A 16,391-nucleotide genomic window follows, 5' to 3' on the forward strand; every position below is an offset into this window, starting at 1 on the left:
CTTCTCAATTACGTCGTTTCTCTATTTACTAACTCTGGTAATAACTCTATATGCTTCACATCTAATTTCTCTTCATTAATCTTTTCATATAATAATTCAAACGCTTTTACTCCAACGTTTTTACTAGAATGCGAAATCGTCGTTATACCCAATATATCTGCCACCTCTTGATCATCACACCCGATAATCGTAATATCCTCTGGAATACGAATTCCTTGTTTTTTTGCTTCTGTAACCATCCCCGCTGCAATATGGTTACAAGATACAAGGAACGCCGTCGGTTTTACTGACATATGAGCCCATTCTCTAATTACATTGCGTCCATCTTCCACTGTAAAACAACCCTCAAATTTCCAGGTCTCTAACGGTGTTACGATACTCTGTTGAAGCGAATCTTCATATGCCTTCTTTCGTCTTTGGCTATTAACACTATTACTTCTTCCAATACAATATCCAATATGTGTATGACCGGCATCTATTAAGCTTTTCATCCCAAGTGAAAATACTTTGTAGTAATCGATATGGACACTTGAAATGTATTTTGAATCTATTTCTTCACACATAACAATCGGGCCGAATTTTGTATATTCTTCAAGCTTCTCCTTACTATTTGCCCGAGAACAAATAATAACCCCATCAAGCTTTTTCATTTTTAACATATTTAAAATTTCTAGTTCTCTTTCTTCGCTATAATTCGTCTGGCAAAGCATCATATTATAATTATTCTTTGCTGTCTCTTTTGATATCCCCTCGATAATAGCGCTATAATATTGATCATTTACGTGTGGTAATAAAACGCCAATTACATTCGTTTTTCCTTTCACTAAATGAATTGCATTCACATTTTGCGTGTAATTTAATTCTTCTATAATCGCTAAAATTTCTTTTCGTTTCTGTTCATTTACGTACGGATGATTATTTAGTACACGTGAAACAGTTGAAACAGATACTCCAGCAAGTTCAGCAATCTTTCTTATATTTGTCATCTCATTTTCCCCTTCTCACAAAAATTCTCCCTTGACCTGGTAAGCTTTCCACAATATATCCTTTCCTAGCAAATACATTTAGAAAGGATATACAACTATGCTTCCATTCAAATTAGAATATATATTTTTCATTGGCGGTTTACTCATTCTTGCCATCGGTATTAATATGATGACGACAATTACTTCCTTTGGACTTAGCCCTTATGATTCCTTCTTTATTGCACTATATCAAAATTTTGGCATAAGTATTGGTTTTTGGATTTTTATGATTAACTTTGCTTTTACACTTATCGTACTCTTTTGGAATAAAAAACAAATTACAATCGGTACAATTGTAACGATGGTTCTTATTTCTCTTTTTGTTGATTGGATTGGTTCCATTACAACTATTATGGACGCTATCCGCTCTCTTCCAAAATATATAACACTTATTTGCGGAAATCTATTCGTTGGAGCTGGAATTGGTCTTTACGTCTCTACAAACCTTTGCGCAGCGCCTCAAGAAGCTTTCGTTTTAACGGTTGCTGAGAAGAAAAAATGGACGTTTAGAAGAACAGAGATTTCATTAGCCTTTTTATTTTTAACGTTAAGCTTTTTATTAGACGGACCTATCTATTTTGGAACAATCATCTTATCCTTTACAACAGGCTGGATTATCCAAGCATTTATTCAAGTTGGTACGCAGATTTTAAATAGAAAAGAGCCTATTAAGCAAGCTGCTTAATAGGCTCTTTCTGTTTTATGGTAAGGATACTACTTAGCATCCCCTTCAATTCGATAGTTCGCTTTCAAACAATCTATTTCTTCATACCCTTGCAACGTATGTAGAATATAATCATAATCAGCAAGAGACGCACGATGCGTTACAATTACAATTTCAGCCTTTCCTTTCTCTTCAAGCGGCATTTGAATAATTTTCTCAAAGCTAACTCCGCGCTCAGAGAACAATGAAGTAATTTTTGCAAATACACCAATTTCGTCTTTTACATGCAGTCTTAAAAACTTTTTCACGACAATTTCGTCTGGCTCTTTTAATACTTTTTGATATTGTGGGACTACAGCACTATTTCCTGTTACCCCTAATCTAATATTTTGCATTACAGCAACTAAATCCGAAACAACAGCTGTCGCTGTTGGTAAACTTCCTGCGCCTGGTCCATAAAACATCGTTTCCCCAACTGCTTCACCATACACATACACAGCGTTATATTCATTTTGTACTGCCGCAAGAGGATGTGTATTTGGAAGTAAAGTTGGTTCAACTGTAACCTCCAATTTTTCACCATCTCGTTTTGCAAGACCGATTAATTTAATTGTATAACCTAAGCTCTTACTATATTCAATATCTTCCTCTGTAATAGAGGTAATCCCTTTTACTTTCACGTCTCCAAGCTCTACATTTGTAGAGAAACCGAGAGTAGCTAAAATCGTCATTTTTCTTGCTGCATCTAAACCTTCTACATCTGATGTTGGATCTGCTTCTGCAAATCCAAGTTGTTGGGCTTCTTTTAACACGTCGTTATATGCTCTCCCTTCGTCTGACATTTTCGTCAAAATAAAATTTGTCGTTCCATTTACAATTCCCATTACTTTCGTAATAAGATCTGAGGAAAGTCCTTCTACGATACTGCGTAAAATTGGAATTCCCCCTGCCACACTCGCCTCATAGAATAAATCAGCCTTATTATCTTTTGCTGTCGCTAATAATTCAGCTCCATGTAATGCCATTAAGTCTTTATTTGCAGTTACAACATGCTTTCCGCTTTTTAAAGCTTGTAAAATATATGATTTTGCATCATCAATGCCACCCATCACTTCAATGACAACATCAATATTTGGATTATCTAAAATTTCATTTGCATCTTGTGTTAATAGAGTAGAAGGTACCTCTACCTCTCTCTCTTTCTCAATGTTTTGCACTAATACTTTCGTTACCTTCACTGGACAACCTACTTGGTGTATGAGTCGTTCTTGATGATCCGTAATAATACGAACCACACCACTGCCAACTGTCCCAAGACCTAATAACCCAACTTGAATTTCTTTCATAGTACTGTCCACCCCTCAAAAATTGTGTTTAGATGAAATTATATGAGTAAAAAATCTGAAAAACAATGTATTTTGAACATTCGGAAAAATGAAGGTTAATCTTTACAAGGAAAACGTTGCCACGTGTTACACAATCTTTCTTTACAATATATAAGGGGTTTCTTGATACACGTAATAATTCAACCAATTAGAAAACAATAAATTACCATGACTCCTCCACCTAACAAGCGGCTTTTCATCTGGATTATTATGTTTAAAATAGTTTTTTGGCACATCAATATTTAATCCCTTGTCACGATCTCGTTCGTATTCTTGTTTTAACGTCTCACAACTATATTCGCTATGTCCAAGGGCAAACACTTGCCTTCCTTCTGGCCCAATAACAAGGTGAACACCTGCTTCTTCAGAGTTTGCTAACAATGTTAAGTCTTTCACTCCTCTAATATCATTCTCTCGTACTTCTGTATGACGAGAATGCGGAGCAAAAAACAATTCATCAAATCCTTGTAACAATTTCACATGTTGTTCGCAAACTTCATGTTCAAATACACCGAACATTTTTTCCTTAAGGGGATACTTTGGAACACCATAATGATAGTACAAGCCAGCCTGTGCTCCCCAGCAAATATGGAGCGTAGATGTTACATTCGTTTTTGAATACTCCATAATATGTTTAAGCTCTTCCCAATAATCTACCTCTTCAAAAGCAAGGGTCTCCACTGGCGCTCCTGTAATAATGAGCCCATCAAACTTTTCATTTTCAATATCACGAAACGTTTTATAAAAGCTTGTTAAATGTTCTTGCGTTACATTACGAGATAGATGTGATTCCATATGAAGCAAATGAACATCTAATTGTAACGGTGTGTTTCCAATTAAGCGAAGTAATTGTGCCTCTGTGTCTTGCTTCGTTGGCATTAAATTTAATATAGCAATTTTCAAAGCGCGTATATCTTGTGTTTCCGCTCGCTCCTTGGTCATTACAAAAATATTTTCTTTTTGTAACACTTTGCGAGCCGGTAAATCTTTATCAATTATGATCGGCATGTGTTTTGCCCCCAACTAGAGCTGCTTCCAAATCTGCAATAATATCAGAAACATCTTCTATACCAACTGATAAACGAATTAAATCAGATGTAACACCAGCTAAACGCTGATCTTCAGCATTTAATTGTCTATGCGTCGTACTAGCAGGATGTATAACGCAAGTTCGTGCATCAGCTACGTGTGTTACAAGAGTTGCTAGTTTTACATTTGCGATAAATTCTTTTGCTGCTTCTAATCCGCCTTTAATACCGAAAGTTAAAACACCACTAGCACCTTTTTTCAAGTACTGTTGTGCCAATGAGTAATTTTCATTACTATCTAAGCCCGGATAATTCACCCATTCAATACGTTCATGATTAGCAAGCCACTTAGCAACTGCAAGAGCATTTTCACTATGACGTTCCATTCGTAAATGCAATGTTTCTAAGCCAATATTGCTAATATATGCATTGAATGGGCTCATACAATTTCCATAATCTCTTAATAGCTGAACACGTGCTTTCACAATATACGCTGCTGCACCAAAGTTTTGAACGTAACTTACACCGTGATAACTTGGATCTGGTTCAACAAGTTCAGGATACTTTCCATTTGTCCAATCAAAGTTTCCACCGTCAATTACAATACCGCCTAAGGAGCTCGCATGCCCATCGATATACTTCGTCGTAGAATGAACAATAATATTTGCCCCATGTTCAAACGCCTGGCATAAATAAGGAGTTGCTAATGTATTATCAACGATAAAAGGTACCTCTAATTCTTTAGCAGCAGCTGAAAATTCTTTAAAATTTAAAACATTCATCGCTGGATTTCCTAACGATTCTGCATAGATAAGTTTCGTCTTGTCATTAGCAAGCGCCGTAATTTCATCTGCCGTTAAATTTGGATTAAAGAACGTAACATCAATGCCCAGTTTACGCAAACTCACTCCAAATAAATTAAACGTTCCCCCGTAAACCGTTGAAGAACAAAGTAAATGATCCCCACTACTACAAATATTTAAAACTGCGAGCATAATAGCTGCTTGCCCAGAAGCCGTTGCAACAGCTCCTACACCGCCTTCTAAATCTGATAACTTCTGCTCAAATGCGGCTAGAGTAGGATTTCCAATACGTGTATAAATATATCCTTCTGCCTCTAAGTTAAATAGGGCTGCTAAATCATCTGAAGTATCGTATTTATATGTTGTACTTTGATAAAGTGGTAAAACACGTGGTTCACCATTTTTTGGCGTATAGCCACCTTGCACACATATTGTTCCTTTTCCCCATGATTCTCCCATCTCTCATTCTCCTTTCTTTTATACAAAATAAAAAACTGCCCCTTTCCTGAAAACAAGAAAGGAGCAGTTTGAAAACACGCTCTAAAGGCTCTTTCTTATCTCTCAGGATTACTACCTGCAGGATTTGGCACAATTCCGTTATACGGCTGTTGCCAAGGTTTCATCGGGCCTGTCCCTCCACCTTTTCTTGATAAGACTATGCAATTACCGTTGATTTTATAGCAATAATTTCCTAATGTCAAACAGTTTTTCTGAATGTTCTAAAATAAATGTTAACAGTTTCATATAAAGCAACAAAAGAAATATATTCTAGTCTATTTCAAAAAAGACCTTTAAAAACCTCAAATCAGTCTATAAAATTAAATAAGTAATTTAACCTATAAATTCAAATTCCCCTAAAGTTAGCCTATATGTTGAATAGGCCATCTTCTCAAAAAGATACTATATATATTCAATCCATTTTTCACTAGTATATTTCACTTTTTTACCTACAAAGATTTACATAACGGAGGTATAACATGACAAATAAAAAAGATATGCAGTACATACTTGCTCTATATGGCATTCTTCTAGGATCTATAGTAGGAGCTACAGTCTGGTTATTTTTAGTCACAATAAATATTGGAATCCACTTTATTTGGGGATACTTGCCTGAAGTTCTCTCTTTTCCCTCTTATTACACCCTTTGCGTAACAATAATTGGCGGGGTCCTTGTTGGTCTATCACAAAAACATTTCGGTACATACCCACGCCTTATGCCTGAAGTGATGGCTGAATATAAAAAAACTGGTCGAATCGAATATCGCTTTGTCCATCAGGCTACTTTAACAGCGATTATTGTTTTAATTTTCGGTGCTAGTCTTGGTCCAGAAGCCGCACTAGTTGGAATTATAGGCGGACTGTGCACATGGGTAGGGGATCGCTTTAAATTTGCCTTAAAGGGTATGAATGAGCTAACCGAGATCGGAATTGGAGCTACTTTAAGTGTCATTTTTAACGCACCATTATTCGGTTATTTAGCACCAAATGAAAATGAGGGGGAACAAATTGCTGCTTTTTCTAAAGGAAAAAAGGCGATTGTATACTTAGCTACTACTTTCGCAGGTTTTTCTGTTTATTTACTACTGAGTAAACTCGATAATCGTGGATCCTTTATTGTTGATTTCGGGGAAGGTGCACTTTCTTTCAATGAATGGATCGCATTTCTTCCACTTGCTAGTATCGGTGCTATAGTTGGTTTCTTTTATTTCAAGTTAGAATTCACATTAGAGAAGTTAATTCACCCTTTTAGGGAATACAAACTGACACTCGGAATTATCGGTGGTATTTTATTAGGAATTGCGGGAACTTTTCTTCCGTACACATTATTTTCAGGGGAACATCAATTAAAAGAATTAGTTGTTGAATGGAGCCATTTATCTTTTTGGATACTACTTCTTTCAGGGATTTTAAAGTTGTGCATTACTGCCGTTTGTTTGAACACAGGGTGGCGAGGTGGACATATCTTCCCAATTATATTTTCCGGGTCAAGTATCGGATACGCTGTAGCATCTATTCTTCCTATAGATCCAGTAGCATCTGTTGCCATCGTAACGACAGCAATTTCAAGCTATGCGTTACGAAAGCCAATAGCTATAACATTACTATTACTTATGTTTTTCCCGCTTAATTTACTATTGCCCATGCTTGGTGCAGCTGCTATCGGGAATGCCTTTCCGCTCCCAAAACATAACGAAAATAAAAATTAATAAAAATAGGCAGTGGGGATGAAAGCTCCACTGCCTATTTTTTTATTACACATGCTGCTTTAATAACGCTTCTAACTCCTCAAAATTATGCACTTCATATGTCGGTATAATCCCACTATCATTTAATTTCCTTTCTGGATTAAACCAACAGGTATCAATTCCCGCTACATATCCACCTTTCATATCAGCGCTTAATGAATCCCCAATAATCAGCCCTGCTTCAGGTGCAAAGTTAGGAATCCGTTCAAAAACATAATCAAAATACTCTTTCATCGGTTTTTGAAAACCTGTATCTTCCGAAACAAAAACATCTTTAAATAATGAATGTAAACCTGCATTACGCAAACGTTTATCTTGCGTCTTAGAAACACCATTTGTCACTATATACAATTCATACTCTCCTTGAATTTGATTTATAAATTCAAACGCACCTTGCATGAGTTGATTTCCTTCTTCTAAGTAGTTACGATAATTATTTTCCAATAATATTCCATCTACTTCTTCTCCATACTCTTTAAACAACAGAGAAAATCTTGTATTTACAACTTCATTGCGTGATAGTTCTCCTTTTTCAAAAGCATCCCAAAGACCTTTATTTATTTTTTTATAACGAGCCTCTATCTCGTCTGTTAAAGGGATTCCCTTCTCTTCAAAAAGCACCCGTAAAGCCACTTTTTCAGCCTTTTGGAAATCTAGTAATGTATCATCTACATCAAATAACAATGTTTTATATTTTTTCATAAATTCATCACACTCTCTTTTCTACAAAAACAAATTTACATAAATCGTATCATTCCTTCTTGTAAAGATAATAGGAGATATCTCATACTATACATAGGGGTGAAAATATGAAAATCAGCAAAAATGAGGAAGAAATTTATCAATACATGCGAATCCATCAATTCCATACCCTATTTTCATTTCATGTCTTGCCATATGTAGAGCTGCATTCTTTTCAAACGAAAGAGATGATATGTAGCGAAGGAAATGCTCTCCCTTATCTCTATTACTTAATTTCTGGGAAAGCAAAAATATATATGAGTCATAAAAACGGGAAGGTTTCATTAATTAATTTTATTCAAGCACCATCTTTTATCGGGGAATTAGGATTAATAGGAGTAGAAAATATTACTAAGTCCGTTGAAGTACTAGAAGATTGTGTGTGTTTGGCACTTCCTCTTAAAGATTGTCAGCAACTTTTATTACAAGATGCAACGTTTTTACAGCACTTATGTAAATTTATTGGAGAAAAGACAATTACTCGCACTGAAAATCACGCAAAAAACTATAGTTATCCTTTTGAAAATCGATTAGCTGCTTTTATTTTATTAACAGAGCAAAATAATTGTTATATAGAAAAGCATACCGAGGCCTCGGAATATTTAAATGTCAGCTACCGTCATCTTTTATATATATTAAATCAGTTTTGCCAACAAAATTATTTAAGAAAAGAAGGCCGAACATATTATATACAAGATCGAAATACATTAGAAAAACTTGCTGATGAACTAAAAATATAAAAAAACAGCATTAACGTTTACATGTTAATGCTGTTTTTTCGAGTGACGATTATACTTTTAATTAAAATTTACTTGCTACTTTAGCTGCTTCTTCAAGACCTGCAGCAATGATTTCTTCTGCTTTATCTGGGAATTGGTTATGCCCTTCAATAACTACTGTTTCCATGTTTGTTGCGCCGAAGAAGCCCATCATACTTGCTACATATTTAACAGCCATTTCTACCTCAGCTGCTGGACCTTCTGAATATACGCCGCCTCTTGCATTTAATAATGCAATCTTCTTATCTCCGATTAGGCCAACTGGACCCTCTGGCGTATATTTGAACGTTTTACCAGCACGGTTTAAATAATCAATATATGTGTGCAATACTGCTGGAATCGTTAAGTTCCATAATGGGAAGCCGAAAACAACTTTATCAGCTTCTAGGAATTGATTTAAATACTTATCAGCAACTGCTACTGCTTTTGCCTCTTCTTCTGTTAAATCAAATCCTTTACCTACCTTGAATGTACCATTAATCATATCTACGCCTACATATGGTAATTCTTCTTTATATAAATCAAGTTCTACTACTGTATCATTTGGGTGTGCTTCTTTATAGTTTGCTAAAAATGCCTCATATAATTTTACACTAACTGCTTGTTCCGCTGGACGGTTATTTGCTTTAACGAATAAAACTGTTGCCATTATTTATTCCTCCTAGTACTCACTCTTATGTTGTTATATGCTTTCAAAAAAGGTATCCCTTGTAATTGTTGTTTTGTTGCTTACAAACATATTTTATCTTTATATAATGACAATTTCGTCCTCACATAGACGTATTTTTCCATAAAAAAAGTCCACCTTCTAAAGGCGAACTTGGTCTTACGACTTTCGTCTTATACAATTCCATTTTTCACTGCATATAATGCCGCTTGCGTACGATCAGATAAATTCAACTTACTCAAAATGCTACTTACATGCGCCTTAACTGTCTTTTCTGTAATAACTAAAACAGATGCAATTTCCTTATTGCTCATCCCTTTTGCTAATAGCTGCAATACTTCATTTTCTCTCGCTGTTAGCACATCCACTTGAATAGAAGGTTCTTCTTCCTTTTCTTCTACAGGTAATGTTTGAGAGAGAAGAGCATTTGCTATATCCGGATGTAATTGAATATTACCTTTATATGCGCTTCGAATAGCCTCAACAAGCTGATCTGGTTCTACATCTTTTAAAATATACCCACTTGCTCCAGCCCTTAATGCAGGTAACACATGCGCCTGATCAGAAAAGCTAGTTAATACAATTACTTTCACATTTGGATACTCTTTTTTAATATATGCCGTCGCCTCAACACCATCCATTTCAGGCATGTATAAATCCATTAATATAACATCGGGAGTTGTTTCTCCTACTTTCACTAACGCTTCTTTCCCATTATTCGCTTCTCCAACTAACTCTAAATCTTCCTGTGTACTTAAGAAAAATGCTAATCCTTTTAAAACGACTGTATGATCATCAACTAACAATACTTTTATTTTCACAAACTTCCCTCATTTTCACATCATAATGGTACGTTTACTTTTACGCTCGTTCGTTTATTACTACTTACAATTTTAATTGTTCCACCAACTAATTCTACTCTTTCACGCATCGTAGTCATACCTAGTGATTTCTTTTCTTTTATATTCTTTTCCACAAATCCCTTTCCTTGATCAACTATTTCTAATGATACATTTTTCTCATTCACTGTAAAATAAATCGTCGCTTCTTTTACACCTGCATGCTTACTTACATTGTTCAGTGCTTCTTGGCCTATGCGCCACAAAGCTTCTTCTACTACACGAGGTAAATCACGAACACCCGTAACTTGCTCCCTAATTTTCAGTCCCAAATTTTCACCGTACTGCTTTAGAGCTGGCAATAATCCTTTTTCTAATCCCGCCGGACGAAGCTGCCAAATTAATGTCCTCATTTCTTTCAAAGCTCCTTGCGCAAGTTCACGCATCTCATGCAAAGATTGATCTACCTTTTCATTTTTACCTTTTAAAACTGCCTCGGCGCCTTTTGTCATGAAGGTTAATGAAAATAATTTTTGCGAAACAGAATCATGTAAATCTCTTGCTAACCGATTTCTTTCTTCCATTCGTACAAGTTCACGGCGCTGCTCGTTTAACCTCAAATTCTCTATTATTAACGAAACATGGTTCGATAATGCTTGAATTACGTCTATTGTATTAGCATCAAACTCTCCATTATTCAAGCTAACACATAAAACACCAAATATATGGTTTTGAATATGTATTGGTGTAGCAATAACAGCTCGATTTAGATGTACATTATGTCCTATTTGATGTTTTATTAGAACTGGTTCATCTTGTTCTAACGCCCTCTTGGCCGCCTCTTTTACATCCTCTTGTAACTCTTCCTGAACGTAAGACGCTCGCAGAGATAATTCTTTTTCCTCCCTAATAAAAAGCGCTACTTGATTCCATTGAAATACTTCACCTACGTGATTTACCACTTTTTCAGGTAGTACATTAAACTTATGAATCGTTTTTAAATCTTGAATGAAACGCTCTAATTTCACATAATAATGTGCTCTTCTCTTTTCATTTTCATATAATTTTGTTCGCTTTAAAGCCGTACCAATTTGGAAAGCAACCGATTGGAGTAATACTAATTCTTCTTCTGAAAAATGTGTTTTACCCGGACTTGCAACATTTAACACCCCAAATTTTTCTCCCCCAGCTTTTAAAGGAACCGTAGCATGATGAAGAATGCCCTCCGTATCTCCCCAATTATATTCAATTGCATTATTAATTCTTTTACATTCAATAATATTAACGGCTCTCTCTAATTTTCCATCTACAAAACCTCGTAAACACCAACATTCACCTTCGCACATCGGGCGTTTATTTTCATATGTCAGTGCCTCTGGTAATTGATAGTCAATTAACTTCGTATACTTCCCATTTTCATCCGCAAGAAAAATCCATCCTGTCGTTAAACCTGTTACACTTAGTAATTTCTCTAGGACAGCTTGCAATACATGATATGTATCATTTGATGTATTTAATGTTTCTGCAATTTCCTTTAATATAACTAATTCATTTGTACGATTATCTCGAAACATACTCAGTCTCCTGCATACAAGATTTTAAATAGCTCTTAAAATAAATCATCTACTTTTCACTTTGTACTTATTCGTAACATTGATATAATGGTGAGAACATAGTTTTCATTATATCACTCGAGGGGGCTTTCATAATGACATTAAATAAAGCACTTACTATCGCTGGTTCTGACACAAGTGGCGGTGCTGGTATACAAGCAGATTTAAAAACATTCCAAGAACTGGGCGTATACGGAATGACATCTCTTACAACAATCGTAACGATGGATCCACATAACGGTTGGGCACATAACGTATTTCCAATCCCAGCTTCTACATTAAAACCACAATTAGAAACAACAATTGAAGGTGTTGGCGTAGACGCTTTAAAAACAGGTATGCTTGGATCAGTAGAAATTATTGAAATGGTTGCAGAAACAATCGAAAAGCACAATTTCAATAATGTAGTAGTTGACCCTGTTATGGTATGTAAAGGTGCTGATGAAGCATTACATCCTGAAACGAATGACTGCTTACGTGACGTTCTTGTTCCAAAGGCATTAGTTGTAACACCAAACTTATTTGAAGCTTACCAATTAAGTGGCGTAAAGATTAATTCTCTTGAAGACATGAAAGAAGCAGCGAAAAAGATCCATGCTTTAGGTGCGAAATACGTCCTAATTAAAGGCGGTAGCAAACTTGGTACGGAAACTGCAATCGACGTCCTATATGATGGAGAAACATTCGACCTTCTAGAATCAGAAAAAATTGATACGACAAATACACACGGCGCAGGTTGCACATATTCTGCTGCAATTACAGCAGAACTTGCAAAAGGAAAACCTGTGAAAGAAGCAGTAAAAACTGCTAAAGAATTCATCACAGCTGCTATTCGTTACTCATTCAAAATTAACGAATACGTAGGTCCAACTCACCATGGTGCATATCGTAAATTTGTTGTATCAAAAGAACTTGTCTAATATATAAATAAAAAACACTCACAAAGTTCATACATTGCCTCTGTGAGTGTTTTTTATAAGCTTTATGTCTTCTGGTCATCTTATCTTTAAGATACAGAGCTGACCTTATTTCTACCATTTCGTTTCGAGTAGTATAACGCATCATCCGCCGCTTGAATAAATTGCTCCGTTGATTCTTCATATTCTGAAACCCCCACCGAAACTGTAATTTTTATTTTCGTTTCATCTAACAATTGAAATGAGTGACTTTCAACAGCTGTACGAATTTGCTCGCCCATAAGAATTCCGTAAGCTAATCCCTTATTCGGTATCAAAAGCGCAAACTCCTCTCCACCCTTTCGAAAAGCCAAATCTGGAAATTGTGAAGTTTCTCGTAAAATACACCCTACTTGTTTTAGCACTTCGTCCCCTGCAGGATGCCCGTACGTATCATTTACATACTTAAAGTGGTCAATATCTATAAGTAGTAAACAAAACGAATCATTTTTCATGTTCTTATTACTAATATGACGATTCATCTCTAAATCAAACTGTCTTACGTTTCCTAAACCTGTCAATGCATCTATCGTTGCGTATTGTTTCATCTTTTGAAATAACTCATTGGATTGTAAAACATAATTTGCACTTATGAATGTTATGTAACCTGTAATAATACTAGAAATTAAATATAATCCCACTATGTGGATTTCTTTAATTAACCATATATATAACGCTGGGATTAGAATAGATAAAATATATGTGTGTAACCATACCCACTTTCCCCCTAAAGAAAGCTTCATGCGCGAAATAAAGATACTCCCTATTCCTATCGCAATGATTGTATAAAAAGCCACTTGAGAAGCTAATGAATAATCCATAAACAACAGCCTAGTTACTAAAATCATACCAATTGTTATGGTACTCGCTATCGGTCCTCCAATAATAACAGCTAGAATAACAGCTAAATAGCGTAAATCCAATAGAATGGTACCAACACGAACACTGAAATACATCAATACTATACCTAGTATCCCAGTAAAAATGCCTACTACACATTTCTGCCCAAAAGAGAATCCTTCTTTTAACGGCTTATCCCTTAAAAGCTGGCCCCCAATAAAAATAAAGGAAAGAATAATTGTTGTATTTACAAATAAGTCCCTTAACATAAAATAATCTCCCTACTTTTCCATCTATCCCCTTCCTCACTTTATTGTATACGAAATACCTTTAATTCCCAAAGGTTTTGTTTATTTTTGCTGTTCCACGTGAAACAGCAAAAAAATAAAAAGGGCGAAAACTCGCCCTTTTTCATTAACAACAGCGTGATATTTTTCCACCCTTTGCATTAAATCTTGCTTCTTGTGCCTCAGCAAAAAATTGCTTTTGACATACAACCTCTTCTTCAGGATGATGCTTTTTCATATGCTCCACATATACTTCATAACTTGGTACTCCAACGAGCAAACTAATAAAGCGTTTTCTTTCACCCCATACTTGCCACAACTTTTTAAGCATAGTTCCTCGACTCACTTTCATCTCTAGGAATATATGGTGCCTCTTTTAACGGCATTGGCTTATTTCTTAATACTTGGATCCAAATTCGAAGTGCTGAAATTAACACAGCGATTACAACTATCATAAAAATTCCGCAAAGCGCTGCATCGATATAATCATTGAAAATAATTTGCTTCATTTGAGCGACATTTTTAGCTGGCGCTAACACTTTTCCCTCATCTAATGCTCCCTGAAATACCTTTGCATGCGATAGAAATCCAATTTTAGGATTTTCATGAAATAGCTTTTGATATCCCGCCGTCATCGTTACAATCAGCAACCCGATAGTTGGAATAAGTGTTACCCAAACGTACGCCTTTTTTCCCATTTTAAACAAAATTGTCGTTCCAAGTAATAATGCAATACCTGCTAGCATTTGATTTGCAATACCGAAAAGTGGCCATAATGTATTAATTCCACCGAGCGGATCTATTACCCCTTGGTATAAGAAATATCCCCACCCTAATACACATAATGTTGTAGCGATTACATTCGCTAATGTAGAATCCGTTTTCCCAAATGGCTTATATACATGCCCTAAAATATCTTGAATCATAAATCGGCCGACACGCGTTCCGGCATCAATTGTTGTTAAAATGAATAGAGCTTCAAAGAGAATCGCAAAATGATACCAAAATGCCATCATGGCCGTTCCACCTATTACTTGTGAGAAAATATATGCCATACCTATCGCTAATGTTGGCGCACCACCTGTACGTGATAAAATTGTTTGCTCTCCAACATTTACAGCGAGATCTTTTAGTTCATTTGGTGTAATAGCAAATCCCCATGAGGAAATAACTTGAGCTGCCTGCGAAACATCTGTACCGATAAGTGCTGCGGGGCTATTAATTGCAAAATACGTTCCCGGTGTTAATACACAAGCCGCAATCATCGCCATCGCTGCTACAAACGACTCCATTAACATTGCTCCATAACCGATTGGCTGTGCGTGTCCCTCTTGCTCGATCATCTTCGGCGTCGTACCTGATGAAACGAGAGCATGGAATCCAGACACTGCACCACAAGCAATAGTAATAAATAAGAACGGGAATAAGTTTCCAGAAAACACAGGACCAGTTCCATCAATAAATTTCGAAACTGCTGGCATTTGTAAATCTGGTGCTACAATTAAGATACCGATTGCTAACCCTACAATTGTTCCGACTTTTAAAAATGTACTTAAATAATCACGTGGTGCTAAAAGCATCCAAACTGGTAATGCCGATGCGATAAATCCATATACAATAAGCATAATAGCAATTGTTTCACCACTAAATGTGAACATACTTGCAAGTGTTGGATTTTCTGCTACATACTGTCCTCCAACAAGAGATAAAATAAGTAGGATAATACCAATTACTGATCCTTCTCCAACACGACCAGGCCTAATATAGCGCATATAAACTCCCATTAAAATAGCGATAGGAATCGTTGCTGCTATCGTAAACATTCCCCAAGGACTTCCGATTAGTGCCTTTACTACGACTAACGCTAATACTGCTAATAAAATAATCATAATTCCTAAAATACCTATCATTGCAATTAGTCCTGTAACAGGTCCAATCTCATCTTTAATCATTTCTCCTAACGATTTACCATTACGTCTCATCGAAGCAAATAAAATGACAAAATCTTGGACAGCCCCCGCAACAACTACCCCAACAATAATCCAAATGGTTCCTGGTAAATATCCCATTTGTGCTGCTAAAATCGGTCCTACTAAAGGTCCCGCCCCAGCAATCGCTGCAAAGTGATGGCCAAACAATACCCACTTATTTGTTGGAACATAGTCTTTCCCATCGTTTAATGTATGGGCTGGTGTTTGCCGATTATCATCTAAATTAAAAACCTTTCTCGCTATAAATCTACTATAAAAGCGGTAAGCAACTGCATATACACATACGGCAGCTACTAAGAGCCATACAGCATTAATGGTTTCACCTTGTGATAAAGCTATTACCCCAAAAGCACCTGCTCCTACTGCTGTAATAACGCCCCAAAGTAAAATCGATTTCAATGTCTTCACATACAATTCCCCCAATACTATTTCTTAGTGGAGATTGTACTAAATTTTCTGAATATTTAACTTGAATCCTCCCTATCATGAAGGATTTTCAGTTTATCATGTTAAAATACTCTCATTAC

Annotated in this window: 15 protein-coding genes and 1 riboswitch; of the genes, 4 read left to right on the forward strand and 11 right to left on the reverse strand. The window is 35.9% G+C overall.

Annotation, left to right across the window (positions count from 1 at the left end; all coding sequences use genetic code 11):
• Positions 1 to 8: 8 nt before the first annotated feature.
• Positions 9 to 986 carry a LacI family DNA-binding transcriptional regulator gene (locus tag HMPREF2590_RS26655; RefSeq protein WP_000181969.1) on the reverse strand — a complete coding sequence of 326 codons (978 nt, stop codon included), beginning with the start codon at positions 984 to 986 and terminating at the stop codon, positions 9 to 11.
• A gap of 97 nt (positions 987 to 1,083) precedes the next feature.
• Here HMPREF2590_RS26655 and HMPREF2590_RS26660 point away from each other — a divergent pair, with 97 nt between their 5' ends.
• A complete protein-coding gene (locus tag HMPREF2590_RS26660; RefSeq protein ID WP_000936551.1) occupies positions 1,084 to 1,710 on the forward strand; it encodes a YczE/YyaS/YitT family protein in 627 nt (208 codons plus the stop codon).
• 29 nt (positions 1,711 to 1,739) lie between these two features.
• Here the strand turns inward: HMPREF2590_RS26660 and HMPREF2590_RS26665 are convergent, their stop codons facing one another.
• The 3 genes from HMPREF2590_RS26665 to HMPREF2590_RS26675 form a co-directional block, all read right to left on the reverse strand.
• On the reverse strand, positions 1,740 to 3,035 hold the full coding sequence (locus HMPREF2590_RS26665) for a homoserine dehydrogenase (RefSeq protein WP_000659109.1): 1,296 nt from the start codon (positions 3,033 to 3,035) through the stop codon (positions 1,740 to 1,742).
• A 141-nt stretch (positions 3,036 to 3,176) separates the two neighbouring features.
• Positions 3,177 to 4,082: a homoserine O-acetyltransferase MetA gene (metA, locus tag HMPREF2590_RS26670; RefSeq protein WP_001121538.1), complete on the reverse strand. Its 906-nt coding sequence runs from the start codon at positions 4,080 to 4,082 to the stop codon at positions 3,177 to 3,179.
• Positions 4,066 to 5,364: a bifunctional O-acetylhomoserine aminocarboxypropyltransferase/cysteine synthase gene (locus HMPREF2590_RS26675; RefSeq protein ID WP_000504780.1), complete on the reverse strand. Its 1,299-nt coding sequence runs from the start codon at positions 5,362 to 5,364 to the stop codon at positions 4,066 to 4,068. Before HMPREF2590_RS26675 ends, metA begins: the two co-directional genes overlap by 17 nt.
• 92 nt (positions 5,365 to 5,456) lie before the next feature.
• Positions 5,457 to 5,561: riboswitch (SAM riboswitch) on the reverse strand.
• A 321-nt stretch (positions 5,562 to 5,882) separates the two neighbouring features.
• On the opposite strand from HMPREF2590_RS26675, the gene HMPREF2590_RS26680 reads away from it, so the two are divergent.
• Entirely contained in the window at positions 5,883 to 7,112 is a 1,230-nt protein-coding gene (locus tag HMPREF2590_RS26680) for a chloride channel protein (RefSeq protein ID WP_000182464.1), read from the forward strand.
• A gap of 45 nt (positions 7,113 to 7,157) precedes the next feature.
• Here the strand turns inward: HMPREF2590_RS26680 and HMPREF2590_RS26685 are convergent, their stop codons facing one another.
• Complete coding sequence (locus tag HMPREF2590_RS26685) at positions 7,158 to 7,853, reverse strand: YjjG family noncanonical pyrimidine nucleotidase (RefSeq protein WP_000760192.1); 696 nt, start codon at positions 7,851 to 7,853, stop codon at positions 7,158 to 7,160.
• A gap of 107 nt (positions 7,854 to 7,960) precedes the next feature.
• Here HMPREF2590_RS26685 and HMPREF2590_RS26690 point away from each other — a divergent pair, with 107 nt between their 5' ends.
• A complete protein-coding gene (locus HMPREF2590_RS26690; RefSeq protein WP_000703318.1) occupies positions 7,961 to 8,632 on the forward strand; it encodes a transcriptional regulator YeiL in 672 nt (223 codons plus the stop codon).
• Between the two features lie 61 nt (positions 8,633 to 8,693).
• Here the strand turns inward: HMPREF2590_RS26690 and HMPREF2590_RS26695 are convergent, their stop codons facing one another.
• The 3 genes from HMPREF2590_RS26695 to HMPREF2590_RS26705 all read right to left on the reverse strand — a co-directional run bounded on the left by HMPREF2590_RS26695 (position 8,694) and on the right by HMPREF2590_RS26705 (position 11,751).
• Positions 8,694 to 9,320, reverse strand: coding sequence for an FMN-dependent NADH-azoreductase (locus HMPREF2590_RS26695; protein WP_000246735.1), 627 nt, complete (start codon positions 9,318 to 9,320; stop codon positions 8,694 to 8,696).
• Positions 9,321 to 9,511: 191 nt separating this feature from the next.
• The gene (locus HMPREF2590_RS26700; protein ID WP_000695812.1) at positions 9,512 to 10,159 is read right to left on the reverse strand and encodes a response regulator; all 648 of its coding nucleotides are present in this window, start codon (positions 10,157 to 10,159) and stop codon (positions 9,512 to 9,514) included.
• A gap of 20 nt (positions 10,160 to 10,179) precedes the next feature.
• Positions 10,180 to 11,751: a GAF domain-containing sensor histidine kinase gene (locus HMPREF2590_RS26705; protein ID WP_000488144.1), complete on the reverse strand. Its 1,572-nt coding sequence runs from the start codon at positions 11,749 to 11,751 to the stop codon at positions 10,180 to 10,182.
• A 134-nt stretch (positions 11,752 to 11,885) separates the two neighbouring features.
• Between HMPREF2590_RS26705 and pdxK the strand changes: the two genes are divergently transcribed.
• Entirely contained in the window at positions 11,886 to 12,710 is an 825-nt protein-coding gene (gene pdxK, locus HMPREF2590_RS26710; protein WP_000174264.1) for a pyridoxine/pyridoxal/pyridoxamine kinase, read from the forward strand.
• 86 nt (positions 12,711 to 12,796) lie between these two features.
• Here pdxK and HMPREF2590_RS26715 read toward each other — a convergent pair whose 3' ends face one another.
• The 3 genes from HMPREF2590_RS26715 to cstA form a co-directional block, all read right to left on the reverse strand.
• Positions 12,797 to 13,855, reverse strand: coding sequence for a GGDEF domain-containing protein (locus HMPREF2590_RS26715; RefSeq protein ID WP_000942899.1), 1,059 nt, complete (start codon positions 13,853 to 13,855; stop codon positions 12,797 to 12,799).
• 145 nt (positions 13,856 to 14,000) lie between these two features.
• The gene (locus HMPREF2590_RS26720; RefSeq protein WP_000914504.1) at positions 14,001 to 14,204 is read right to left on the reverse strand and encodes a YbdD/YjiX family protein; all 204 of its coding nucleotides are present in this window, start codon (positions 14,202 to 14,204) and stop codon (positions 14,001 to 14,003) included.
• Positions 14,197 to 16,272 carry a carbon starvation protein CstA gene (cstA, locus tag HMPREF2590_RS26725; protein ID WP_000854310.1) on the reverse strand — a complete coding sequence of 692 codons (2,076 nt, stop codon included), beginning with the start codon at positions 16,270 to 16,272 and terminating at the stop codon, positions 14,197 to 14,199. Before cstA ends, HMPREF2590_RS26720 begins: the two co-directional genes overlap by 8 nt.
• Positions 16,273 to 16,391: the final 119 nt, after the last annotated feature.

The sequence above is a fragment of the Bacillus sp. HMSC036E02 genome, assembly GCF_001836235.1.
In the GTDB taxonomy this organism is placed as follows: domain Bacteria; phylum Bacillota; class Bacilli; order Bacillales; family Bacillaceae_G; genus Bacillus_A; species Bacillus_A cereus.